We start from the raw sequence: 24,516 nt of genomic DNA on the forward strand, positions 1-24,516 counted from the left end.
CACGGGCCCTGAGGTCGTTGCCACGTTCACCGTGTTCGTAGCAGCGCCTGATTCATGCGGCCAGATCGGGTGCGCCACAACAGGAATTGTCACTGCCCGGAGTTGCCTACCTGGGCGGCGTCGTAGTCTTGCGAACGGCACTGGGGGGCTTGCGCGTCCACCTGGACGGCCTCGCCGTTGCGACGCCTGATTCGGCGTTGTGCGATCCAGGCGCTACCGGTCGGCGCCCGGGAAGAACCAGCCATGTGCCTTCCGGCGGCCGACATCGCCACTGTCGACATGCACATGAGCTTCCACATGCACCCACGGTCCTGGTATTTCGGCTTACTCTTATGGGCGTTCGCGATCCCACTTATGAGTCAAAGGCATTCGAGCTTCCGATCAGATCGCCCATGATGCGTGGGCAGCCCTTTGATCTACATGCAGGCTCAGAAAACCTAGACGGTATTCGAGTTTGATTGAGGCAACGGCTGCTTGAACTCACCGTCGAAACTTATAGGTCAGCGATGAGAGTCCAAAACCGGATTGTTCGACAACTTTGATACTGCCTTCATTTCCCGCATGAATTCCTGCCTCAAAAATCTTCACGTCCTGAGTATCGGGATGATTTATTAAGGCCCTAACCGTCGCCGCGCCGTAACCCTTACTTCGATGGTTGACTGTGACGGTATAACCTACGGCGACCTGGTTGTACAGAACCTTGCCTGCTGCCTCCGCGGGGGTCGTCATGATAAAGGCGACCCTCTCTCGGTTGGGGTTCCAGGCAATATATCGCCGTGCACCAGGGGCTCTCACGGTCGTGAACGCCCCAAGGTACTTGAGGGTGTCGGGATCATCGAACCAAGGCTCGATCGCAGCAAGGTCTTCTTCAGTCGCATGTAGAAGGACCACGCTTGGTTCACCGTCGCTGGACGCCAAGGGCTCAGAAACCACGGGTACAGCGTACAGCTAAGATGTTGCTGGATATAGACATTCACGCAGAAGTGCGTGCCACACCCAATGCCCGTGTGGCTGGAACCGGTGCTGGGCTCGCTGATTTGCACCCATAGGCTCGGCGCAATTGGTTTGCTGTCGGCAGCGGCAGTGGGCATGCTTGATCCGGCACCAGCGTCAGGCGCCGCCGTGTCACTCCCGGATCTGGAGTGGTGAAAGGTGCACGGTCAGTGACTACTTCGCCTCCGTCAGAGCGATTGCAAGCGAAACTTGCTGAACAGCTGAACTTCCTCGAACGTTCGGCGGCCCTGTACGACCAGGGACACGAAGACGAGGCGCTGCGGATGGCAGTTGCACTCCGAGTGCTTTTTCACCAGACGGCAAGGAGCGATGCCTTGATGGTCATGCTGGGGCGCGGAGGTTGCGACGTGCTGAGTTCATCGAGAGGGCTTGGAACCTGGAAAGACTACCTCAACGAGCGGATCGACCTGAGCAGTCCGCGACCGGTCACGATGATTCCAATGTGCCAGCCCGAATTTCTCCATGCAGTTTCATTCGATGCATGGTGGAAGCAAGAAGTTGTCTTCCAGTACAGCGGGACGAACTACACTCGGTACAAGATCGTCTGGAGTATGGCCAACAAGGACGGCGGCGCACACGTCGATGACCTTGAGCCGTACTACGAAGTGTTGTCTTCGGGGAAATGGGCACTAACAATAACCGGAAACTTGACCTACGCTGGTCCCGCGCCATTTCCGCAGGGGGTCGAGATTTCTCCAGATAACGGACATTTTGCGCTTGTTCGACAGTTTGCGTTTGAGGTTTTACGTAGTGCCGATTATTTCAAGTGGTGAAGTAGCAGGCGAACCGGTTACAGCCGGTTCGCACCTTGCTGCGAGAGCTTTTCGAGTTCAGATCATGGCTGCCGGGCTTTGACGCTACTAGCTTCGGATCAGCGAATTCAATCGGATGAATAGCTGTTCCGCTCGCTCAAGGGTTGCGTCACTCAATTTAGGTATGAATTTTGCCTGCTCGCGCAGTAGCAGTGCGGCTGGCTTGTAGTGGCTATTTTTACCGCGCGCGATTCCACTTCGCTGGAAGTAGCCCTCTACACGTTTCGCAATGCGAGGAGAGTTCCCTGTCAGGTCTGCCAAGTTGATCGGCTTTGACAAGTCTGCCTTGAATGCCTGACTGACAAGTTCGAGGTAGAAGTCTGGCTCGAACAGATCCTCGATGTCAGCATCCTCTGCGGTCGTGAATTCGCTGATCTCAACCAGCCCATTACTTGCCAGGCGACCGTTGTCGCGAAGACGCTGCACTGCCTGTGTATCCTGCGTGCTGGAGTCGATCAGTACGGCAACATTAAGCTGATTGGCCCCTAGAAGCGTCGCGAAGGTTGACAACTTCCCGGAGCCGCCGATTGGTGTCTTGACCCATCGGGGATCGAGACCAGTTCGCCCCGATGTCTCGGTTGCGTCACTGAGGACATCGAGGTAGATCATGTCGCTCGGTCCTTCAACGAGCAACGTATCCTCGCCGACAAACAGAGTCTGCGTCAATTCGATTCCCATTGCCGCCAGAAGCGGGAAGGCGGTATCAGCATCTGCTTTCAATACTTCCGCTGAGACCTTCGTGCCGACTTCGTCCTGATCAACTACCGTTCTCACGCGGTGCAGTTTTTTGGGTGACACCATGAACGGCGAATGGGTCGTATACAGAACCTGATGCTTTGGCGCAAGCCGATTGTCTATCAGCTTCAGCAAATCCTCTTGCGCACGACCGTGCAGGGACAGTCCGGGCTCGTCCAGCAACAGGATCAGATCGGTGTCCCCGGCAACCTCCAGTTTGTTGAAGTACGCTAGGAAGCTGAAGAACCAGACGAAGCCACGGGACCGGTCGTCAAACGGGACCGAAACACTGTGGCGCTGGTTCCATACTCGAATCTGAAGAATCGGACCTTTGTCATACGGTGCAACCGCACCGTCCTCCACGGGAAGAATATTCAACCGAACAGCGAGATCCGTGTTCTGCGACCAGTACCTGAAGACTTCCTTCGAGATTATGTTTCCGCTTCTCTCCAGTTCGCGTATCAGACGCTCGTGACGATCGGTTTTCTTGAAGTCCTCCGGCTTCACGCCAGCCATGTCCAGCAGGCTGACTAGTGCCATTTCTCCCCGATTGAGCTGATCAGCTTCACGACGAGCAACCAGGTCAGGGATCGACACCTTGCCTGGCATGATATCGTAATCGCCAAAGTACACGAATGTCGGCATCATTGGCGAGGCATATTTGTCTATAAGGTGAAGTACGATGCTCTGTTTTCGCCATTTGCGGATTTTCTCAGCGAGTGCAACTGCCGTCGATGGCGGCTCTTCCAACCCTTCCAGAGCGTCCAGCAATTCGGCGATGGAGGCTGTCGGTCCCACTGCTGCTTCGGCGATAGGTGAAAGGTCGAGAGCTGATTTCAGGTGCGCAACAGCAACCGATTCATCGTAGTCGAGGTTGAAGGTTTTGTAGGAGTCGGGGTAATTCAAGGTGACCGTGAACTCTGGACTGCGCAAGAATCCGTTACCAAGCTCAAGCTCGATCTGTTCTACCTCCTCCGGTTGAAATCGAAAGCGCGCCCTTACAACTGCCAGTTTCTCGTCCTCATCATCCCGAGGATCGGAAAGATTAGCAGGAAAGTCGATCACCTCGTCTAAGGCAAGCTTCTCGACTGGTTTTAGCCGATAGAGCGCTTGTAAGACGTTTGTCTTGCCGGATTCGTTCTTGCCGACCAAGCATGTTACGTCGGGCTCGATGACGAACTGCTCCGAGTCCTCGATCGAGCGGTAGTAGGTCACCTGGGTGTCGACCAGCTGCAACGCTTCTCCTTACGAGATCTTCCGGCTGAGACTTGCGTCCCGGCGAGATGTGGCCACGATGGTGGTGCGGTTAGATCCTGTTGCTCGGCTGTTACTTACAGCATCGGGTTCAGACCTGCTGTGAAGGGTACTCGGACACACCGACAGTCGTCCCGTACATGTCGTGCTTGACCATCTCCCATCTTGCGCCTGCCCTGCACCCAGTCGGCAACCTGCTCGAAGCGTTGCTATCGCGTCGACGGTCGCATCTCGACCCCGCTGTTGGTCAACGCATTCCAGACGCTGCCCTTCGCCTTACCGAGTCTTTCGGCGATGGTCTTGATAGAGTCTCCTGCTTCGTAAAGTCTTACGGCTCTGTCGATCTCGCTTTTGGACATCGGTTGGAAGCGGGTCTGCACACCGTGGTCACGAAGGATCTTCATCATGCTGCCTTTGGACAAACCGTACTGCTTGCATAGTTGGTTGGTGGAGGAACCGGATTCGTATTCAGCCACGATCTCGGCGATAGTTTCAGGCCCGAAGCGGTGATCGAGGCGGCGGGGCTTGACTTGCGTTGCGCCTGGTGACCGCGGGGATGTGGTTTCAAGCAGCTTCACGAGATTGCGGATTTGGGTGGCTTGCGAGTGTTTTGAGAAGTTTCCAAGGAGCCCGACCAGGCAACTACCGGAACCAGTTCGTCACCGGCGGCCCTCCGACCTTGCCCCACGCATTGTGTTGCCAATGTCGCCACCCGAACGCCGACCTTCGATCATCACACGTCCCCGACCTGCTGACCGGACGGATGTAGGCCTCAACCGAAGGTCGTGTGCGGGTCCTGGCATGAGCCGTAAACCGGCGGGGCTCGACGCACGACTCCACGGCCCTCGAACGGTCGAACGATCCTGCTCATGTGGGGCTATCGATGCCGTCATGCCGGGCGGTCAACCCGTCGAATGCGACCTCGGGCGTGCGGGCGATGAGCAGACGCCGTACCTTGCCGTCGCTGTCGAACTGGGCCGAGGCGTTGAACGATGCCTCGAACGTCCCCGCCCGAGTGGTCCGGCCGAGTACCAGTTCGTATGCGCCGACCGCGGCGCCCGCGTCGATGTGATGGACGAGTGTGCTCTTCTCCCGCTGTTGCAGGTAGCTGATCAAGCCATCGCGGTCGCCGACGAACTCCGTGCTCTGCCCGGCGCCCCGGGAGAACTGCACCGACATGACGAAATCGGGGGAGATCATGGTCAGCACCCGATCCGGGTCGTCGGAATCCATGTATTCGAACCAGCGCGCGAGGGTCGGCGTCGAGGCGGTGGCCGTCATGCTCGTTGTGCTCCTTCGGGAGTGAATCCGCCTGGCAGCACAGGGAATTCGGCGTTGAATGTGACCTGGTAACGGTCGATGCGGCCGGCCGCGTCGAAGTGCATGGCGGCGACGAAGTATCCGGTGGTCACCGTGCCGTTCTCGATGACCGCACCGTGCGCGAACTGCATGTCACCGTCGGCGGCCACCCGCAGCACCCGATGCTTGCGGTCGACATCGGGCCTACCGCCCAGATACTCCAGCATGGCGGCGCGGCCCCTGCCCGTTCGTACTCCGGACGGCAGCACCATGACGAACTCGACGTCCTCGGCGAGCAGGTCCACGGCGTCGCCGAGCTTGCCGGAGTCGACGACGGCGTAGTAGTCCTCGATCGGATAATTCATGAAATGAACTTAGTTCAGTCAAGGTCTTCTTGTCGAGCCTTCCAGTGGCTACCCTCAAGAATTGAACTGAACTCAACTCTATTGGAGAATCATGTCCGCATCGCAGGTCAACGTAGGTGAAGTCCGCTGGCCACATTCCGAACCGGCCGGATTCATCCCCGGCCCCGAGCAGTCCGCCCTGCGCGAGTCTCTCCGGGCGTTGCTGCTCAAATGGGGTGATATCGCCCAGGTCCGCCAGGCCTCGTCCACCGAACGTGGATTCTCGGCATCGCTGTGGCGGGCCCTCGTCGACGACATGTCGGTCACCGCACTTGCCGCATCCGAGGATCGCGGCGGGCTGGGATACGGGGTGGCCGAACTGGCGACGATTCTCGAGGAGTGCGGGCGCGCGCTGGTCTGCGAACCGGTCTACAGCTCCGCCGTGCTGGGCGTACAGGCCCTGCTCCTGACCCGCCCCGGCGACGACGATCTCCTGCTGGCGGGCGTATTGGCCGGTGATCTCCTGGCCACCGTCAGCGCCCTCGATACCACCACCGACGATCTGCGCGCGGTCCGGACGTCGGCCGGATGGGTCGTCGACGGCACGGTCACTCACCTGGTGTGCGGTGGAACCGCCGACATGATCGTCGCGTCGGCGCACTGCCCGGATGGACGCCGCCTGTTCGCCGTGCGTCCGGGTGAGGACTGTGTGCGAACCGAGCGAGTGGTCCTGGACCCCACCCGCCGGCAGGCGGACGTGGCGCTACGGGCCGCTCCGGCGGTCGTCCTCACCGCGCCGGAGGGTACCGCCACCGCGGCCACCCGCTTGCGTGATCTCGCCACACTCGCCCTCGCCAGCGAAAACACCGGCATCATCGACATGCTGCTCGAGACGACCGTGTCCTACGTCTCGACTCGCCGCCAATTCGATCGGGCCATCGGCTCCTTCCAGGCCGTCAAACATCGCCTCGCCGATCTGCTGGTCCTGCTCGAGCGCGCGCGATCCGCGTCCCGCTATGCGGCCGCGGCCTACGCCGAGGACCCGGACGCGGCACGGCTGGCGGTCGCCGTTGCGGGTGCGGTCTGCACCGACGCGGCTGTCCAGACTGCGGCCGAGGCGGTCCAACTGTACGGCGGGATCGGCTTCACCTGGGAGCATCCGGCTCACTCCTATTTCCGCCGGGTCATGGGAAATGAAGCGGCACAAGGCGGTTCCCGAGCTCACCGCGGCACGATAGCCGGCCTCGTCGGATTGTGAACGGTGTATTGACGGCGAGCGGGATCGCACGGTAGAACTGAAGTGAATCCAGTTCAGGAAAATCTCCCCGACAGAAAGAGGCCACTCACATGATCGACACCGACCACATCGTGCTCGAGAAGGACGGCGAGATTGCGCGGGTGTGGCTCAACCGCCCGCACGTCAAGAACGCCGTCACCGTCGAATTGCTGCACCGCCTCGACGAGATCATCGTCGAGGTCGACAACGACCCCAACCTCAAGGTCCTGGTCCTGCGCGGCCGGGGTAACACCTTCTGCTCGGGCTTCGACCTCAACGAACTGCGCGCGAACTACGTCGGCCAGACCAACGCGATGGATGTCGCGGTGCTCTCCGCGAAGGTCTGCGACCGGCTGTACTCGATGAACACCCCATCGGTCGCGGTACTCGAGGGTTACGTCACCGCCGGCGGTTTCGAGCTGATGATCTCCTGCGATTTCGCCGTCGCGGCCGACGACGCCAAGATCGGCGATTTCCACATCCGCCGGGCCCTGTTCGGCGGCGCGGGCCCGATCTACCGGCTGCCGCGCATGATCGGCATCCGCAAGACCAAGGAGCTGATGCTGACCGGCAAGCTGCTCAGCGGCCGGGAGGCCGCCGCGTTCGATCTCATCAACGCCTCCGCCCCTGCCGCCGAGCTCGACCAGCTGGTCGCCGATTTCGTTGCCCCGCTGGCCGATAAGAGCCCGTTCGCGATGAAGCTCACCAAGATGACCATCGACCGAGGCTTGGACGCCGACATCCAGTCGCTGATGGTGATGGAGCACCTGGCCGTGGGCAACGCACTGCAGTCCGAGGACGCCGCCGAGGGCGTGACCGCCTTCCTGGAGAAGCGCGAACCGAAGTGGGTCGGTCGCTGAATCACTGATCGGTTCGAGCCTTTCAGCCGATTTCGGAAGGAAAAGACATGGGCGTTGCGGAGCTCCGCACACTCGAGGGCAGCCGGTGCACGACCTGCGGCACCGTCGCATTCCCGGCCGGCACGATGTGCGGACGGTGCGCCACCGCGACCGTGACGACGATTCCGCTCAGCGACCACGGCGTGGTCTGGGCCTACACCGTGCAACGGTTCGCGCCCAAGTCACCGCCCTATGTCGCTCCGGCCGAAGGGTTTTCACCGTTCGCGGTCGGATATGTCGAACTTCCGGAAGGCGTCAGGATCGAGGCGGTTCTGGACTGCACCGACTTCGCCGAACTGGATGGGGCACAGGTGCGGCTGGTCGCCGTCGCGCCGGTGCCCCGGTTCGCGACCCGCACGTTCATTCAGGAAGGCAAGGCGCAGTGACACCATCGGTCTCGATCATCGGCACCGGGTTGTCCCGGTTCGGCAGGCAACCGGATCTCACCGGCAGGCAGCTCGCGGTCGTCGCTATCAACGCCGCGCTCGATGATGCCGGACTACGTTGGCAGGACATTCAATTGGCGTGCGGCGGCAGTGACAGCTCCGGTCTGGCCGACACTCTCGTCGCCGAACTGGGCTGCACCGGGATACCGTTCACCAACGTCAAGAACGGCTGCGCGACCGGCGGTAGCGCACTGCTCGGGGCGGTCAACGCCGTCCGCTCCGGTACCGCCGAGATCGCGTTGGCCGTCGGGTTCGACAAGCATCCGCGCGGTGCGTTCGATCCGACGCCGGAGGAGTGGGGTCTTCCGCACGGGTACGGCGAGGCCGGGCTCATGGTCACCACGCAATTCTTCGGCGCGAAGATCAACCGGTACATGCGGTTGCACGGTATCTCGACCATGACGCTGGCCAAGGTCGCCGAGAAGGCTTACCGCAACGGCAGTCTCAACCCCAACGCCTGGCGGAGAGAACCGATGTCCGCGGCGGAGATCGCCGCGGCACCCATGGTGAACGACCCGCTGACCAGGTTCATGTTCTGCTCACCCGGTACCGGTGCCGCCGCGGTGATCGTTGCGAGCGAATCGGTGACCCGCCGCCGCGTTGCACAGCCCATCCGCTTGCGCGCGATCAGTCACCGCACCCGCCGGTTCGGCTCGTTCGAGGTGTTCAGCCCGGCCGTCCTGGGCGGCGGCGAACCGGTCAGCGTGAGCTCCGACGCGGCGACCGCGGCATTCGAGGAGGCGGGCATCGGGCCCGCCGACATCGACGTCGCACAGCTGCAGGACACCGAGAGCGGTGCGGAAATCATGCACATGGCCGAATGCGGGTTCTGTGAACACGGCGAACAGGAGGCGATACTCGCCGCGGGCGACACCGAAATCGGTGGACGCCTGCCGGTCAACACCGATGGCGGCTGCATCGCCAACGGTGAGCCGATCGGCGCATCCGGCCTGCGCCAGGTCCACGAGATCATCACCCAGCTGCGCGGTGCCGCGGGCGCCCGGCAGGTTCCGGGATCGCCGCGGGTGGGGTTCACCCACGTCTACGGGGCGCCCGGGATCAGCGCCTGCACCGTGCTCTCGGTGTGAGCCGAGCAGAGCGATCGAGAGAAGAGCAGTGACCGAACCTTCAATTCCCGATTTGGCCCAGTTCGTCGAACAAGCCACATCCTGGCTCGCCGGTATGGCCTCACCCCGCACCGAGAGTCCCTGGGGTAGTGGATCCGATTCGGTCGCGGTCTTCGAAAACTGGACCGAAGCACAGGAGCGGGCCGAGACCGACCGCGTGCGTGCCTACGAACGCGCCAAATTCGACGCCGGCTGGGGTGCGCTGAACTGGCCGCGCGCCTACGGCGGCCGCGAGCTCCCACTGTCGTACGTGCTCGCCTTCCGGCGCGCCGAGGAGGGCTTCGACCTGCCGAGGCGCACCGAAATGTTCTCGGTGACACAGCAATTGGTGGCGCCGACGATCGACCAGTGGGGCACCGAGGAGCAGCGGGAGCGATATGTCCGGGCGATGCTCCGCACCGATGTCATCGCCTGCCAGCTCTTCTCCGAGACCGAGGCGGGTTCGGATCTGGCCGCCGTGCGGACCCGCGCGGTCCGCACCGACGACGGCGGCTGGATTCTCAACGGGCACAAGGTGTGGACCTCCGGCGCCCGGATCGCCGACATCGGCATCGCGGTGTGCCGGACCGATCCGGCCGGCGCCAAACATGCCGGTCTGACCGTATTCCTGGTACCGATGCACGCTCCCGGCGTCACCGTACGCCCGATCCGGCAGATGACCGGGGGAAGTTCCTTCAACGAGGTCTACCTCGACAACGTCCGCCTCGACGACGGCGACCGGCTCGGGCCCGTCGGCAAAGGCTGGCAGGTCGCGCTGACGGTACTGGCGGCCGAGCGCCTGGACGGCGCCAACCTGGGCCTGGCCAATGCCGATCGCGCGATCGCGCTGGCCGGGAATCTGGATCGTGGTCTGACCGAACTCGAACGCGACCGAGTGGCCGACCTGGTGACCCGCGGGTATGTGCAGCGTGTTGCCGCCATGCGGGTCGCCGCGGCGGTGGTGGCCGGGCGCGACCCAGGCCCCGAGGCATCGATCGGGAAGCTGCTTGCCACCGACACGATGGCCCGGACCTCCGAGGTCGTGCGGCTGCTGCTCGGCCGCGACCTAACCGCCGACTCCGGCGCGTGGGGCACCTTCGCGTGGACCGAACATGTGCTCGGGGCGCCCGGATACCGGATAGCCGGTGGCACCGACGAGATTCAGCACAACATCATCGCCGAGCGAGTACTCGGCCTGCCCAAGGAGCCGCGCCCATGAGCCCGACACTGGAACAGCGGGTCGCGGCGCGACTGCACACCGATCTCGGCGTGCGACTCACGTCTTTCGAACGGCTGCCCGGTGGCCATTCCGGCCTGACCTTCCGGGTGGAAACCACCGGCGAACCGTATGTCGTCAAGGCCGTGCCGGAGGGCAGCAGGCCGATCGGCCGCCACGACATGCTGCGCCAAGCCCGCATCATGCAGCTACTCGCGCAGACACCGGTGCCGGTGCCACGTATCGCGGTGGTGGACAGCGACGAACCCGCCTGGTTCGCCATGGAACTCGTCGCCGGTGAGTCGCTGGAGCCGGTGCTCGACGATCCCGCGGTCGCACCGGAGCTGGCCGCGGCCCGGATGCGCCGTGCCGCGCGGCTGCTGCCCGCGCTCCACGCGGTGGACGCGGCCGGTATTTCCGCGCCCGCGCTCACACCGGCCGAGGAACTCGCTCGCTGGGCGCGCACTCTCGGCGCCGTGCCACCCGAACTGGTCGCCGGTGGTGACCGGCTGCTGGCTTCCCTCGAACGCCGAATCCCCGAGCCGATCACGCCGGGGCTCGTGCACGGCGACTATCGCCTGGGCAACATCATCTCCGCCGGGTCGGAACCGATAGCTCTGATCGACTGGGAGATCTGGAGCATGGGTGATCCGCGTGTGGAACTCGGCTGGTTCCATGTCTTCGCGGACGGCAGCAATTTCCCCGGTGTCGGCCGGCAGGTGCCCGGTTTGCCCAGCGCGGCGGAACTGCTCGACATCTACTGCGGGGGCGGGCCCTCGCTCGCCGAGCAAACCTGGTTCGACGCGCTGGGCCGGCTCAAGATGGCCGCGATCATGGGCCACAACCTGCGCCGGCATCGCGAAGGCCGGCATCACGATCCGGACCAGGAAAAACTGCCCGCCACCATCACTCGCCTCATCGAGACCGGAACCGCGCTACTCGCCGGTTGACCCTCGCCCTTCCGCCCAGGAGCCGCACTGTGGACTTTTCCTACTCCGCCCGCACCCAGGATCTGCTCGTCGAACTCGAAGACTTCATGACCGGCCACGTGTATCCGGCCGAGCCGGTGTACGACGCGCAGATCGCCGCCGCCGCCAACCCGCATGAGCAGCCGCAGATCATGCGGGATCTGCAGGCCGAGGCCCGGCGTAGGGGGTTGTGGAACCTGTTCATGACCCACGACGGCTTGGGCGCCGGACTCACCAACCTCGAGTACGCGCCGCTGGCCGAGGTGGCCGGCCGGTCGGTGATCGGCAACGAGGCGATCAACTGCTCGGCGCCGGATACCGGCAACATGGAGATCCTGGCCATGTTCGGCACCGAACAGCAGAAGCAGCAATGGCTGAAACCCTTGCTGGACTGCAGTATTCGCTCCGCCTTCGCGATGACCGAGCCCGCGGTGGCCAGCTCGGACGCCACCAACATCACCTCGACGATTCGCCGCGACGGTGATGAGTACGTCCTCAACGGGCGCAAGTGGTACACCTCCGGAGTTCTCGATCCGGATTGCAAGCTGATCATCTTCATGGGCAAATCCGATCCCGCGGCGAAGACCTACCGCCAGCAGAGCATGATCCTCGTGCCCGCCGACGCCCCCGGCATCGAGGTACTGCGCGATCTGCCGATGTTCGGCTTCCACGATCGCCTCGGTCACGGCGAGGTCCAGTTCACCGACGTCCGGGTCCCCGCGGCGAACATGCTCGGCGCCGAAGGCGACGGTTTCGCCATCGCGCAGGGCCGGCTCGGGCCCGGGCGGATGCATTACGCGATGCGCGCCATCGGCATGGCCGAACGGGCCCTGGAGTTGATGTGCCGCAGGGCGTTGGAGCGCACCGCGTTCGGTGGTCCGCTCGCCGATCGCGGGGTGGTCCGCGAGTGGATCGCGCGCAGCCGCATCGAGATCGATCAGATCCGGCTGCTGGTACTGCAGTCGTCCTGGCTGATGGACACCCAGGGCAACGCCGCGGTGCGCTCACAGGTCGCGGCGATCAAGGTCGCGGCGATGGAGGTGGCACACACCGTCGTCGATCGCGCCGTGCAGACCTTCGGCGCTGCCGGAGTCAGCAACGACACCGTCCTGGCCCGGATGTACGCCATCACCCGGGCACTGCAGATCGCCGACGGTCCCAATGAGGTGCACCTGCGCACAATCGCTCGTCTCGAGGTGGAGAACTACCGATGAACACATCTGATCTGACCGGCAGGGTCGCACTGGTCACCGGCGCCAGCCGAGGGCTCGGCCTGGCCATCGCCAGGGGCTTGCGCGATGCGGGCGCCACGGTGATAGTGTCGAGCCGAAAGTTCTCCGCTTGTGCGGAAGCGGTTGCGGCACTGGGTGATTCCCCTGTCGGCAGCGCCCACCCGCTGGAACTGCATGTCGGCAAGTGGGATGGCATCGAGCCGGCCCTCGACGGGATCATCGCGGAGTTCGGGCGCCTGGACATCGTCGTCAACAATGCCGGCATCGCACCGGTGGCCGACGATCTCACGTCCGTGACGGAAGCGCTGTGGGACAAGACCATCGAGGTCAATCTGAAGGGGCCGTTCCGGCTGATGGCCCTGGCCGGAGCCCGGATGGCCGCCGCCGGTGGTGGATCGATCATCAACATCTCCAGCATCGGGGCCCTGCGACCGAGCCCGCCGGAAACGATGTACGCCGCCGCGAAGAGCGGCCTCAACGCGTTGACCCTGGCCTTCGCCCAGGCGTACGCGCCCGCCGTGCGGGTGAACTGCGTCCTGCCGGGCGGATTCGCGACCGATATGGCCGAGCACTGGGACGACGAGTTCATCTCGAAGATCGTCGATCGGCTGCCGGCGGGACGGCTGGGCAGGCCGGAGGAGATCGCCGGGCTCGTCACCCATTTGGCAGGTGACGCGGCGAGTTACACCACCGGCACGGTCATTCCGGTCGACGGTGGCCGGACCGCGGTGTACTGAGGCGGATGCTGTGCTGACCGACGATACGACTACCGATACCCTCACCCGGCTGTTCGGCCTGCGCGGCCGGACCGCCGTTGTCACCGGCGCCTCGTCCGGCCTCGGCCTCGGATTCGCCAAGACGCTCGCCGGTGCCGGGGCCACAGTGTTCGCCGTGGCCCGCCGCACCGACCGGCTGACCGCCCTGGCCGAGCGTGACCCGGGCATCGTCCCGGTCCGTTGCGATGTGACCCTCGACGAGGACCGCCGGGCGTTGGTCGAACGCTGTTACGAACAGACCGGCCGCCTGGACGTGCTGGTCAACAATGCGGGCATGGCCGGTCCTCCGCACGCGGAGCAGGAATCGGCCTCGGGTTTCGCGGCCCTGCTCGAACTGAATCTGATCGCCGGATTCCATCTCGCCCTCGCCGCGGCCACCGCGCTGCCGGAGGGGCGCGGCGCGTCGATCATCAACATCTCCTCGATCATCGGGCTGGCCTCGACCGCGCCGATCGGCGGGGCGAGCTATGCCGCCTCCAAGGCGGGGGTTCTCGGCCTGACCCGTGAACTCGCCGGTCAGTGGGGTTCTCGCGGGATTCGCGTCAATGCGGTCGTGCCCGGGTGGTTCGATACCGAGATGACCGACGGGCTGTTCAGTAACGACAAGTCGGCCGGCTGGGTGCGACGCAACACGATGCTCGGCCGGGGCGGTTCCGCCGGAGAGGTCGACGGCGCCGTGCTGTTCCTGGCCTCGGCGGCGTCGTCGTATATGACCGGCCAGACGGTGGTGGTCGACGGCGGATGGACGGCCCGCTGATGTTGGCAGTACAGCTGACCGAATGGGGCAGGCCTCCGGTGCTGCGGCACGTGCCGGCACCGGAGCCCGTCGGCGAGGAGCTTGTCCTGCAGGTCACCGCGGCCGGACTGTGCCGATCCGATCTGCATGTCATGGACTCGGCGGCGGCGAGTTTCGACTGCCCGTTGCCCCTCACGCTCGGCCATGAGGTCGCCGGCACGGTGCTCATGGCCGGACCGGACGCCGATCCGGGATGGCTGGGCGAAACCGTTGTGGTGCACGGCATCTGGAGTTGCGGCCACTGCCGCAACTGTGCGCGGGGCAGGGAGAACTACTGCCTGCGGCTGCGGCCGCGCGCGACCGGCGCGCCGGCGCCCATCGGCAACGGCCTCGGATATCACGGTGGCCTGGCCCAGGCGATACTGGTCCCGTCTGCCCGGCATCTCGTCCGCACCGACGGTCTGGATCCGATCGTGGCCGCACCACTGACCGACGCAGGCCTGACCGCCTATCACGCGGTTCACGAACACGCCGACCTGATCGATGCGCACGCGACCTGTGTGGTGATCGGAGTCGGCGGCCTCGGCCACCTCGGCGTGCAGATTCTCCGCGATATGGGCGCCGGTCGGATTCTCGCCGTCGACAACCGGGCGGACGCCCGTGAGATGGCCGTGCGCTTGGGCGCGGAAGCGGCGTACCACGATGTGGACTCGCTGCGTGCGGCGGTGACCGACGGTGCGGATGTGATCATCGATTTCGCGGGCGCACCGGATACGGCGCAGCCCGCGACGCGCCTGCTCGCGCCGGGCGGCCGCCTGACGGTGGTGGGCAGCGCGGGCGCACTGATCGAGGTCGGCAAGACCGTCGGCCTCGCCGCGGGCTGGCGGGTCACCGCACCATTCTGGGGTCCGCGCGCGGACCTGGTCGCGGTGATCGACATGGCGCGACGCGGCGCCCTGCAGGTGGCGGCCACCCCCTACCCACTGGCCGAGGGGGCCGAGATCTACCGGCGTCTGCGCGCCGGCGACATCACCGGACGCGCCGTGCTGATTCCGCCACCGTTGCAGCGCTGAACGGCAAGTACGCAGCGAAGAACCGACAGTCACACGAGGGAACAGACGATGAAGATACTCGCGAAGGAAATGCTCGAACGGGCAGAGCGCAGCCCGGATCGGATCGCGGTGGTCGACGAGTTCGGCGAGCATACCCTCGGTGAGATCATCGCGGCGGCTTCGACGCTGGCGGCCCGCATCGAGGCGACCGATCCGGGCGCCCCGACCGTCCTGGTCCAGGCGGGCAACACCTGGCACACCGTGGCCGCCGCGCTCGCGGTCGGGATGCGGGGAGGCGTCGTCGCGGTGCTGAGCCCGCACGCCGCCGACTCGGAGTTCCGGCTCGCTGTCGCGGATATCGCGCCGGATCTGGTGTTCGCCGAACCCGGAACACTGGATCGGTGGGAGGTGCCCGCAGCCTTTTCGATCCGGCAGCCCGCTTTCGCGGGTCGAGTGGTGTGCGCCCGGCCGGGGCCGTTCGGCCCGGTGGAACGCTGGCGCGGCGGGACGGCCATCGCGATGACGTCGGGATCCACCGGTCGGCCGAAATGTGTCGTGCAGTCCGAGGAGGCGATCCGCTATGCCTGCGCGCGCACGATCGATGTCGTGGGCATACAGCCGGGCGAAGCCGTCGGAGCGTTCGTTCCGCTCTCATCGGTGGCCGCGTTCTGCTTCGGCATGTATCTGCCCGCTTACCTGGGCGGGGTCATGGTGACGATCGACAAGTGGTCCCCGGCCGCCGCGTTGACCGCGATGGCGGACCATCGCGTCGCCTGGACGATGCTGGTCCCGACAATGGCCCTGCAATTGTCGCTCGTCGACGATGCCCCGGGCGTGCCGGTTCTGCGAGCGATCACCGTCGGCGGTGGTCCGATGAACGAGAGTGCCATGGCCGCGGCGGAGAACCGCCTCGGCACAACCTTCCTACGGGTGTTCGGCATGTCCGAATGCCTCGGCCACACCACGCCGCGGCCGGATGACCCGCCCGCGATCCGCCTCGGCCGGGACGGACGCCCGTTCGAGGGCACCGTGGTCCGGGCCGTCGACGGCGCGGGTAACATCCTCGGGCCGGGCGAGGTCGGCGACGCTCAGGTGAAGGGACCGTCACTGTTCGTGGGGTATGCCAGGGACGGGGTGCCGGTACCGCCCGAACTCACCCCCGACGGGTTCCTGCCCACCGGAGATCTGGTCGAGGTGGCCGGTGACGGTTCGATCCGCGTGCTCGGACGGCAGAAGCAGATCATCATCCGCGGCGGCCGCAACATCGATATCAACGAGGTGGAGGCGGCGATCGCGGGTCTGCCCGCGATCGTCCAGGTGTGTGTCGTCGCGGTACCCGATGATCTGCTGGGTGAGCGCGCGGCCGCGCTCGTCGTCACCGATGGTCCACCGCTGACGCTGGACAACGTCACCACCCAGCTCGCGGCGGCGGATGTGCCCAAGTTCAAGTGGCCGGAGTACCTGTTCACCGTGCAGGACCTGCCGCAGAACCGGGTCGGCAAACTGGACCGCCCGGAGGCGGTTCGCATGGCAACCCGCCTGGCCGTGGCTGTTGACCCGACTTCAGCTCAGGTACGGTAGAGTTGATCAATCTCGATACACAAGAGGTCCGGGGGATTCACTGATGGTTATTGATACCGAAGTTCGCCGTGAGAGCGCCCGTTCGAAGCGTGGCCACATCCTCAGCACTGCCATCGAGAAATTCGGGCAGGTCGGCTACGAGCAGACCAAATGGGCCTCCGTCGCCGACGAGGTCGGCATCGGCCAGACCGCGCTGTATCACTACTTCGAATCCAAGGCGCATTGCCTGCTGACGATCATGCGCCTCGAACTGGCGGATTCCGTCGAACGTTTCGCCGCTGCCACCGAGAATCAGGATGATCCCGAACAAGCCTTGCGCGCAGCGGTCGCCGCCGCCCTGGCCGGGACAGCGACCGACGCCCTGCAGCGGCGGATCCTGCAGAGCCATATGGATCTGCTCGTCGCGCCGCGCCAGTCCGAGAAGGAGGAGGCAGAACGGCTGCGCTCCCGCGAGCTCGTGCAGGAGATCGAACAGAACTGGTCCGGGTTGATCTCGCGTGGTATCGACGCCGGTGTGTTCGCCGAGGGCGACCCGCGCCTGCTCGGGCAGTTGATCCTCGGCATGATCGTCAGCATCTGGCGCTGGTACCGGCCCGACGGCGACCTCAGCCTGGCCGAGATCACCGAGACGATCAGCGCCGCGACCGTCCGGCTCCTGGTCGAGTAGATCCCGAGGCGCATCCGGACCGGTTCCGCTTGCCCGCAGAAACTAAACAGAATTCAATTAGGAGAATCGTGTACAACCTCTTGGTTCTGGCATCCCGCCCCCGCGACTGGTCGCATGAGCAGTTCATCGAGTGGTGGCGCGGCGGGCACGCCGAGGTCACCTATCCGCTGCCCGGATTGCTGCGCTGGCAGCACACCGATCTGCTCGAGTCGATGGACGAGAAGTCGGCGGGCTGGGACGGGCTGTCGATCCTGAGCTTCGAATCCCGCGAGGCGCTCGACGCCGCATTGGCGAGTCCGGAATGGGAGGCCGCGGTGCGGCACGTCGGCGCGATGCGGGGCAGGCGCATGATCTGGTTCGGCGACGAACGGACGATGGTGCCGCTCGCCGAGCCGGGCGCGTGAGTAAGCACTGGGCGGAACCTGGGTGTTATCCGATAGCCGAAGGCATCCATCGCATTCCGCTGCAAATGCCACAGGACGGATTGCGCGCGGTCAATGTGTACGTCCTGGAAACCGGGGGCGGTCTCGCGCTGATCGATGGGGGCTGGCATCGGCCGGACACCTACCGCGAACTCGCCGCCGGCTTGGCGCGAATCGGCCGTTCCCCCGACGAGATTCACGATGTGTTCGTGACGCACGTGCATCGCGATCACTACACCTTCGCCGTCGAACTGCGTCGAAGGCACGGCTGCCGGGTACATCTGGGCGCCGGTGAATCCCCTGGCCTCGAGGCCGTCCGACGGCTCGGCACCAATGAGCCCCAGAACGCCCTGCACGAGTTGCGCCGTGCGGGCGCAGGCGCTCTCGCCACCCGCGCCCGGGCCGGCAGCCTGGCCGAGTCCTTCGATCCGCACGACTGGGAACCCCCCGACCACTGGTTGCGGCCGGGCGACGTCGACCTGGCCGGGTATCGTCTGCACGCCCGGGCAACTCCCGGACATACCAAGGGCCACATGGTCTTCGAGGACCTCGATCGAAAACTGATGTTCACCGGCGATCATGTGCTGCCGACGATCACCCCCTCGATCGGTTTCGAGCTCGGCCCGTGGGAACTGCCGTTGGAGAACTTCTTGCGCTCGCTGACACTGCTGAGTGATGACGACACGCCCGTGATGCTGCCGGCCCACGGTATGCCCGGCGGGAGCGTCGGCCGGCGTGCGCGCGCACTCCTCGCGCACCACGACGAGAGACTCGCCCAGACGGTCGCTGTCGTCGGTGAACTGGCGCCCTGCACGGGTTCGGCCGTGGCCCGGGCACTGACCTGGACGCGGCACGACCGCAGCTTCGACACTCTGGGCACCTTCGATCAGATGTTCGCCACCTGCGAGACGCTCGCGCATCTCGACCTGCTGGTCGCTCGAAATGTATTGACCGCGAAGGACAACGACGGTGTGGACGTCTTCAGCACTGCCCGCTGAAGACGTCCACACCGTCGTTTCCGGTCCCGCTCAGGCGCAGGTCCACCCACCGTCGACATACAGCTCGCTGCCGGTGATGAAGGTCGAATCGTCGCCGGCCAGGAATGCGACCGCCGCGGCGACCTCCTCGGCGCGGCCGAGCCGGCCCATAGGGGTGTGCTCGAGCATCGCCCGGTAGCGATCACTACCCTCGTATCGGTCGAGCAGCTGGCGGGTCTCGATGAATGCCGGGTGGATCGAATTGACCCGGACCCCCTTGGCGGCCCAGTACAAGGCCGCATTCTTGGTCATCGTCCGGACCGCACCCTTGGCCGCCGCATACGCCAGGCTGTTGCCCAGACCGCCCACGGTGCCCAGTATCGAGCAGAGGTTGACTATCGATCCTCCGCCGGTGCGCTCGATGAGCGCACCGGCGTGCTTCATACCCAGCCAGGTACCGGTCTGGCTGATCGCGATCACCTTGTTGTAGCGCTCCAGATCCTCGTCCACCACCGTCGCCAGGCTGCCGATGGCGCCGTTGGCGACGAGCACATCCAGGCGCGAGAAACGTTCGGCGATCGCCTCGACCGCGGCGCGCCACTGCTGTTCATCGCCGATGTCCAGCTCGAGCACATGATGGCGTTCGGGATCCGGGATGTCCGCCGCCATCCGCGCACACGCTTCGGCATCCAGATCCGTCAGGACGAGCACAGCGCCCTCGCCGGCCAGCCGCCGCGCGATCTCCACGCCGATCCCACCGGAGGATCCCGTCAACAGGACCACTTTGTCGCGCAATCGCGCACGGCCGGCCGTCATATGTACATCTCCACTTCCGGCCTCGGCCGTCGCCTCCGGATCACAGATTGCTCAACACGTTCCGGCCGCCCACGAGCATCGCCGCCGCCACGCCCACGGTGGTGACCGCGGTCATGAGCAGCGCCATCGCGGCGACCAGTGGATAGGAGCCGTTCTGCCACAGATCGAACAGCAGGGTTCCCATCACCTGGGTGGTCGATGCGCGCACCAGGAGTGAGGCGGCGAATTCGTGCGTGAGCAGGATGAACATCAGCGCGACGGCGCTGAGTACGGTCGGGCGCATCAGTGGGAGCATCACCCGGATGTTCGTGACCATCGGCGATGCTCCGCTGGTCGCCGACGCCTCGCTGTAGGTGTTACCGAGTGCGAGCAGCGCGGTCATCTGCATCCGGATCGCGTAGGGCAGCATCAGGACGATGTAGACCAGGATGATGACCGTGCGGGTTCCGTACAGGATCAGCGGCGGCTCGGTATAGGTCAGCAGGAATCCCACACCGAAGATCACCGCGGGAATTCCCATCGGCAGCACGGTGATGAGGTCGGCGATCACCGCGAGGACCCGGAATCGCTTGCCGCGCAACAGCAATGTGGCCACCGCGTAGCCGATGGGAATGCAGATGGCCACGGCGATCAGTGAGGTGACGACGCTGGTGACGACCGAGTCCACGATCGACTGGTTCGAGGCCAGACTCCGGAAATTCGCGAGCGTCAGGATGTCCGGGGACAGCGAGCCCGACCAATACGGCGTCAACGAGACGATCACGAGCCCGAGCAGGGGGACGACCAGGGCCAACAGGGCGTAGATCAGCAGAGTCAGCGACGCCCAGGCGGAGCGACCCGGCGGCGCCGAGAAGGCCTTTCCGCCGTGGGTGACGAACCGGCTCTGGTTGCCCAGCAACCCCTTCTGGATCAGGACCACCGCGAGCCCGAACAGCACCAGGGGCGAACCCGCTGCCGCGGCTGCGGCGAAATCCGCCGGTGACTCCGAAACTCGGTGGTACATGTCGGTGGTCAGAACCTGCACACCCTTGTTCTGCCCGAGCAGCAGCGGCCCGGTGAACTGGCCCAGGCCCAGCAGCAGGGCGATGCCGCCGCCGTAGACCAACGACGGGCGCAGCAGCGGAAGCACGACCCGGAAGAACACCCCCACCGTCGAGGACCCGTTGATCTGGGCTGCTTCGAGATGTTCGGAATTGATGCTCTGCATGCCGGCGCTGACGAACAGGTAGACGAACGAGGTCAGACTGAAACCGGTGAGGATGACGATCCAGGGCACCGTGTAGACGTCGACCGGTCCGGTATCCGAACCGCTCCACCAGGGCAGGTGACGCAGCAGCACATTCAGATATCCCGGTCCGGGGGACAGCAGGAATGTCCAGCCGACGATATTGGCGACCGCGGGCATCACGATCGGCAGGATCGGGATGATACGCAGGAACGAGAGGCGGGCCGGGAGCCGGCTCGCGGCGAAGGCGAGCAGGGTTCCGAGCAGCATGGCGATCACCAGCGATCCGACGGCCAGCACGATCGTGGTCCGAATCGTTTCGCCGATGTCGTAGCGGCCGTACTGACTTCGGTAGCCCTGCGCTCCGTTCTCGAACGCCAGTGCCTGCAATCGGATCATCGGCACGACGACGAGATAGGCGAGAACCGCGAGCAGGACCAGATATCCGATCCGGGCCCGCCACTGCGCCGGAATCGCAATCGGTCGGGCGGCGGGGATACTCAGCGTAGTCATCAGGCCGGTCCTCCCGCGCTCACCGGCACCGCCACGGGTGGCGCTGGATCGAGATCGCCTGCGGTGGAGAAGATCCGAAGGTTCGCGGGCGAGAAGCTCACCACGACCGGAGCCCCGGGGCGGCTGTTGCGCAGCGCCGGGCCGTGTACCGCGGCGTCCGCTCGCAGCAGTAACTTCTCGCCGCCGGTCGTCACCGTCACATCGAAGTAGCGGCCACCGTATTCGTAGGTGACCAGTTCCGCGTTCAGGACGATGTTTCCCAACGGCACATCGTGGGCCGACGTATGCAACACCACATCGTCGGGACGCAGTCGCGCGACCGCCGCCGTGCCCCGATCGGCCGAGTCCCGGACCAGCGCGTGAGTCAGGTCGATGGAATCGCCCGCCGACGTTCGCCAGCCGTCGTGCTCGCGGTGGAGTTCGAGCCGGTTGGCCATGCCGATGAAGGCCGCGACATACTCCGACACCGGATTCTCGAAGACTCGTTCCGGTGCGTCGTATTGTTCGATCCTGCCGGACTTCATGATCGCGAGGCGATCCCCGAGCGCGAAAGCCTCGGCCTGGTCGTGGGTCACGAAGACCGCGGTGAAGCCCAATCGCTGGTGTAGCTGGTGGATCTGGCTACGCACCTGATCACGCAGCCTCGCATCGAGGTTGCTCAAGGGCTCGTCGAACAGCACCAGATCCGGTTGTGCGACCAGACCACGCGCCACGGCCACTCGCTGTTGCTGCCCGCCACTGAGCTGGGAGGGATAGCGATCGAGCAGGGCGCCGCAGTCCACCATCTCCGCGGCGGCCTCGACCGCGCCGTCGGCGATCGCCTGCTTGCGCTTGCGTACCTTCAGCGGATACCGGATGTTGTTCCGGACCGTCATATGCGGCCACAGCGCGTAGGACTGGAACACCATCCCGATATTGCGCTTGTGCGGGGGCACGTTCGTCCGGGCCGGGCCATCGAATACGACGTGGTCCCTGAACGTGATCGAGCCGCCCTGTGGGGTTTCCAATCCCGCCAGGCAGCGCAGCGTGGTCGTCTTCCCGCATCCGCTGGGGCCGAGCAGGACGACGAATTCCCCCTCCTCGATCTCGAGGTCGAGTTCATCGACGACAACGTTGGATCCGTACGTCTTGGTCAGTTCGGCGATCTTGAATCGCGACATCGGCTCATGCCTCCAGTGTCTGTCGCTTGGGGGTGTAGACGCCCGCGCCGGTGCCGCCGTCGACGAGCAGATCCACACCGGTGATGTAGGCGCTGTCGGCGCCGGCCAGGAATGCGATCACCTTGGCCACCTCGTCGGCCGAACCCCGGCGCTGCATCGGGATACTGCGCACATATGCCTGGACGTCATCGGATTCGAAGCCCGGACCTGCGGTGATATCGGTCTCGATGCTGCCGGGGCAGACCGAGTTGACCCGGATACCCCGACCGGCCAGCTCCAGGGCCGCGACCTTCGTCAGCGCGCGGACCCCGAATTTGGCGGCCCCGTAGGCACCCAGTTCGGCCGTGGCCAGTACCCCGCGCAGCGACGAGATCGTGATGACCGCCCCGCCGTCGGACATGGCCGACGCGGCGGTCCGCAAGGCCAGGAAGGTGCCGACCAGATGCTGATCGACAATTGTGCGGAACTGCTCCGGCGTGGTGTGCTCGAGCGGTGCCTTCAGCGCCGAACCGGCGCAATTGACCAGCACCTGGAGCGGGTGGTCCGCCCACGCCATCTCGGAAACGACTGCCTGCCAATCGGATTCGGCAGTGACATCGAGCTTGCGATAGTGTGCGCCGGGCCCGAGCCGCCGGGCTCGCTCCTTGCCCGCGGCATCGTCGACATCGGTGAGGTAGACCGTGGCACCACGTCCGGCGAACAGTTCCGCCGTCGCGCCGCCGATTCCCCCGGATGCCCCGGTCACCAGCACATTGACACCGCGTAGCGGCTCGGCTGTTTCATACATCTGCTGTCCTTCATCGATGAGAGTGGTCGGGTTGGTACCGGTGATCAGCCCTGGAAGCGCTTGGACCAGGCGCGGGAGTACTGCGAAACCTTCTCCGGGGTGAGGTTTGCCGTATCCGGTGTGGGGAGGTCCTGGGCCAGGGCGACCGCGCCCGGAATATCCGGTAGGGCAGCGGCATAGCCCGGATTGAGCGCGACCTGCCCCTCGCGGGTGACCATGAAATTAGCCAGCACCTGCGCGGCGTTCGGATGCGGCGCGACCTTCGTGACCTCGCTGTACCAGGGAGTTCCGAAAGGCGAATGTGGCAGCGCCCAGTTCACCGGCGCGCCCGCGGCGACCTCGGTGTTCAACGGCTGAACCGAAGGGGTGACGGCGATTTCACCGGAGGTGAGCGCCTGTGCGATGCCCAGCGCGCTCGGGTACACCCGTGGCGCGAGCTCGGCGAGCCGCTTCCAGTAGTCCGAACCGTAGGTCTTCTCGTAGTACTGGTACATATCGACGTACGCGGCGATACCGGTGGGGTTGGTGATGCCGATCTTGCCCCGGTACTTCGAATCGAGAATGTCGCGTGGGTCGTGCAACCCGCCCGGGACGGCCGCGGTGTTCCAGCCGAGTGCGAAAACCGCGGCTCCGACCAGCGCGAAGCGGTTGCGCAGCACACTGACTTCCGGATGGTACTCGGGGGCGTGCAGATCTGGCCCCACGAGATCGGAGGAGTAGGCACCGGACTGCGCGGCGTTCTGCACCCAGGCCGTGTCGGTCAGCATATGCACGTCTGCTGTACCTTTGCCGGTCTTGTTCTCGGTTTCCACCCGTGGATTGAGATCCGCGTCGGTCCCGCGCACGTATTGCATATGGATCCGTGGATATTTCGCCTCGAACGCCCGCTTCAGGGACTCCAGATTCGCCGGTTTCTGGCTGGAATAGAGCACCACGTTGCCCTCGCGTTCCGCGGCGGCGACTACGTCCGACCAGCTGCCCGATGCCGGCTTCGTCGTCCCGGAAGTGCCACCGCAGGCGGTCAGGCCCGCGACGGCGGCAACGATCGCGCCGACGGCGACGCCCTTCGACAGGATCTTCATGATGCTATGTGTTTGCTGGTAGATCACAGAACCACCTAACTGAACTGATGTCAGTTTGAGAAACTAGCCAGAATGCCTTGTGGTGTCAATCACTCTGTGGCAATAATGTGAATTGAATCCA

General features: G+C 64.9%; 25 protein-coding genes. 15 read left to right on the forward strand and 10 right to left on the reverse strand.

Annotated elements, in window-relative coordinates; genetic code table 11:
• Positions 1-480: 480 nt before the first annotated feature.
• The gene (locus IRT45_RS07100; RefSeq protein WP_194805064.1) at positions 481-933 is read right to left on the reverse strand and encodes a GNAT family N-acetyltransferase; all 453 of its coding nucleotides are present in this window, start codon (positions 931-933) and stop codon (positions 481-483) included.
• A gap of 230 nt (positions 934-1,163) precedes the next feature.
• Between IRT45_RS07100 and IRT45_RS07105 the strand changes: the two genes are divergently transcribed.
• The gene (locus tag IRT45_RS07105) at positions 1,164-1,787 is read left to right on the forward strand and encodes a hypothetical protein (RefSeq protein ID WP_194805065.1); all 624 of its coding nucleotides are present in this window, start codon (positions 1,164-1,166) and stop codon (positions 1,785-1,787) included.
• An 87-nt stretch (positions 1,788-1,874) separates the two neighbouring features.
• On the opposite strand, the gene IRT45_RS07110 is transcribed toward IRT45_RS07105, so the two are convergent.
• The 4 genes from IRT45_RS07110 to IRT45_RS07125 form a co-directional block, all read right to left on the reverse strand.
• The gene (locus IRT45_RS07110) at positions 1,875-3,797 is read right to left on the reverse strand and encodes an AAA family ATPase (protein ID WP_194805066.1); all 1,923 of its coding nucleotides are present in this window, start codon (positions 3,795-3,797) and stop codon (positions 1,875-1,877) included.
• Between the two features lie 227 nt (positions 3,798-4,024).
• On the reverse strand, positions 4,025-4,393 hold the full coding sequence (locus IRT45_RS07115; RefSeq protein WP_194805067.1) for a helix-turn-helix domain-containing protein: 369 nt from the start codon (positions 4,391-4,393) through the stop codon (positions 4,025-4,027).
• Positions 4,394-4,682: 289 nt separating this feature from the next.
• Positions 4,683-5,096 (reverse strand): hypothetical protein, encoded by a 414-nt coding sequence (locus IRT45_RS07120; protein WP_194805068.1) that lies wholly within the window; start codon positions 5,094-5,096, stop codon positions 4,683-4,685.
• A complete protein-coding gene (locus IRT45_RS07125; protein WP_194805069.1) occupies positions 5,093-5,479 on the reverse strand; it encodes a nuclear transport factor 2 family protein in 387 nt (128 codons plus the stop codon). The genes IRT45_RS07120 and IRT45_RS07125 overlap by 4 nt, the downstream gene beginning before the upstream one ends.
• Positions 5,480-5,570: 91 nt before the next feature.
• Here IRT45_RS07125 and IRT45_RS07130 point away from each other — a divergent pair, with 91 nt between their 5' ends.
• The 14 genes from IRT45_RS07130 to IRT45_RS07195 all read left to right on the forward strand — a co-directional run bounded on the left by IRT45_RS07130 (position 5,571) and on the right by IRT45_RS07195 (position 18,833).
• A complete protein-coding gene (locus tag IRT45_RS07130) occupies positions 5,571-6,716 on the forward strand; it encodes an acyl-CoA dehydrogenase family protein (RefSeq protein WP_194805070.1) in 1,146 nt (381 codons plus the stop codon).
• 89 nt (positions 6,717-6,805) lie between these two features.
• A complete protein-coding gene (locus tag IRT45_RS07135) occupies positions 6,806-7,594 on the forward strand; it encodes an enoyl-CoA hydratase/isomerase family protein (RefSeq protein WP_062964233.1) in 789 nt (262 codons plus the stop codon).
• Between the two features lie 47 nt (positions 7,595-7,641).
• The gene (locus tag IRT45_RS07140; RefSeq protein WP_194805071.1) at positions 7,642-8,019 is read left to right on the forward strand and encodes a Zn-ribbon domain-containing OB-fold protein; all 378 of its coding nucleotides are present in this window, start codon (positions 7,642-7,644) and stop codon (positions 8,017-8,019) included.
• Positions 8,016-9,167 carry a thiolase family protein gene (locus IRT45_RS07145; RefSeq protein ID WP_194805072.1) on the forward strand — a complete coding sequence of 384 codons (1,152 nt, stop codon included), beginning with the start codon at positions 8,016-8,018 and terminating at the stop codon, positions 9,165-9,167. The genes IRT45_RS07140 and IRT45_RS07145 overlap by 4 nt, the downstream gene beginning before the upstream one ends.
• Positions 9,168-9,261: 94 nt before the next feature.
• Positions 9,262-10,404: an acyl-CoA dehydrogenase family protein gene (locus IRT45_RS07150; protein ID WP_228533893.1), complete on the forward strand. Its 1,143-nt coding sequence runs from the start codon at positions 9,262-9,264 to the stop codon at positions 10,402-10,404.
• Positions 10,401-11,351 carry a phosphotransferase family protein gene (locus IRT45_RS07155; RefSeq protein ID WP_194805073.1) on the forward strand — a complete coding sequence of 317 codons (951 nt, stop codon included), beginning with the start codon at positions 10,401-10,403 and terminating at the stop codon, positions 11,349-11,351. Before IRT45_RS07150 ends, IRT45_RS07155 begins: the two co-directional genes overlap by 4 nt.
• Positions 11,352-11,380: 29 nt before the next feature.
• On the forward strand, positions 11,381-12,583 hold the full coding sequence (locus IRT45_RS07160; RefSeq protein ID WP_194805074.1) for an acyl-CoA dehydrogenase family protein: 1,203 nt from the start codon (positions 11,381-11,383) through the stop codon (positions 12,581-12,583).
• Positions 12,580-13,338 carry an SDR family NAD(P)-dependent oxidoreductase gene (locus IRT45_RS07165; protein ID WP_194805075.1) on the forward strand — a complete coding sequence of 253 codons (759 nt, stop codon included), beginning with the start codon at positions 12,580-12,582 and terminating at the stop codon, positions 13,336-13,338. Before IRT45_RS07160 ends, IRT45_RS07165 begins: the two co-directional genes overlap by 4 nt.
• 13 nt (positions 13,339-13,351) lie before the next feature.
• Positions 13,352-14,134, forward strand: a complete 783-nt coding sequence (locus IRT45_RS07170) for an SDR family oxidoreductase (protein ID WP_228533898.1) — start codon at positions 13,352-13,354, stop codon at positions 14,132-14,134.
• Positions 14,134-15,186, forward strand: coding sequence for an NAD(P)-dependent alcohol dehydrogenase (locus tag IRT45_RS07175; RefSeq protein WP_194805076.1), 1,053 nt, complete (start codon positions 14,134-14,136; stop codon positions 15,184-15,186). The genes IRT45_RS07170 and IRT45_RS07175 overlap by 1 nt, the downstream gene beginning before the upstream one ends.
• 48 nt (positions 15,187-15,234) lie before the next feature.
• Entirely contained in the window at positions 15,235-16,746 is a 1,512-nt protein-coding gene (locus IRT45_RS07180) for a class I adenylate-forming enzyme family protein (protein ID WP_194805077.1), read from the forward strand.
• Between the two features lie 43 nt (positions 16,747-16,789).
• Positions 16,790-17,413, forward strand: a complete 624-nt coding sequence (locus IRT45_RS07185) for a TetR/AcrR family transcriptional regulator (protein WP_194805078.1) — start codon at positions 16,790-16,792, stop codon at positions 17,411-17,413.
• A gap of 68 nt (positions 17,414-17,481) precedes the next feature.
• Positions 17,482-17,817 carry an EthD family reductase gene (locus IRT45_RS07190; protein WP_194805079.1) on the forward strand — a complete coding sequence of 112 codons (336 nt, stop codon included), beginning with the start codon at positions 17,482-17,484 and terminating at the stop codon, positions 17,815-17,817.
• A gap of 65 nt (positions 17,818-17,882) precedes the next feature.
• Positions 17,883-18,833 carry an MBL fold metallo-hydrolase gene (locus IRT45_RS07195; protein ID WP_194805080.1) on the forward strand — a complete coding sequence of 317 codons (951 nt, stop codon included), beginning with the start codon at positions 17,883-17,885 and terminating at the stop codon, positions 18,831-18,833.
• Positions 18,834-18,863: 30 nt separating this feature from the next.
• Here IRT45_RS07195 and IRT45_RS07200 read toward each other — a convergent pair whose 3' ends face one another.
• The 5 genes from IRT45_RS07200 to IRT45_RS07220 are packed head-to-tail and all read right to left on the reverse strand — an operon-like array spanning position 18,864 to position 24,395.
• Complete coding sequence (locus IRT45_RS07200; RefSeq protein WP_194805081.1) at positions 18,864-19,628, reverse strand: SDR family NAD(P)-dependent oxidoreductase; 765 nt, start codon at positions 19,626-19,628, stop codon at positions 18,864-18,866.
• A gap of 40 nt (positions 19,629-19,668) precedes the next feature.
• Positions 19,669-21,366 carry an iron ABC transporter permease gene (locus IRT45_RS07205; RefSeq protein WP_194805082.1) on the reverse strand — a complete coding sequence of 566 codons (1,698 nt, stop codon included), beginning with the start codon at positions 21,364-21,366 and terminating at the stop codon, positions 19,669-19,671.
• Positions 21,366-22,526 carry an ABC transporter ATP-binding protein gene (locus tag IRT45_RS07210; RefSeq protein ID WP_194805083.1) on the reverse strand — a complete coding sequence of 387 codons (1,161 nt, stop codon included), beginning with the start codon at positions 22,524-22,526 and terminating at the stop codon, positions 21,366-21,368. Before IRT45_RS07210 ends, IRT45_RS07205 begins: the two co-directional genes overlap by 1 nt.
• 4 nt (positions 22,527-22,530) lie before the next feature.
• Positions 22,531-23,313 carry an SDR family NAD(P)-dependent oxidoreductase gene (locus IRT45_RS07215; RefSeq protein WP_194805084.1) on the reverse strand — a complete coding sequence of 261 codons (783 nt, stop codon included), beginning with the start codon at positions 23,311-23,313 and terminating at the stop codon, positions 22,531-22,533.
• 44 nt (positions 23,314-23,357) lie between these two features.
• Positions 23,358-24,395 (reverse strand): ABC transporter substrate-binding protein, encoded by a 1,038-nt coding sequence (locus IRT45_RS07220; protein WP_194805085.1) that lies wholly within the window; start codon positions 24,393-24,395, stop codon positions 23,358-23,360.
• Between the last annotated feature and the right edge of the window lie 121 nt (positions 24,396-24,516).

The sequence above is a fragment of the Nocardia sp. BSTN01 genome (genome assembly GCF_015354405.1).
GTDB lineage: Bacteria > Actinomycetota > Actinomycetes > Mycobacteriales > Mycobacteriaceae > Nocardia.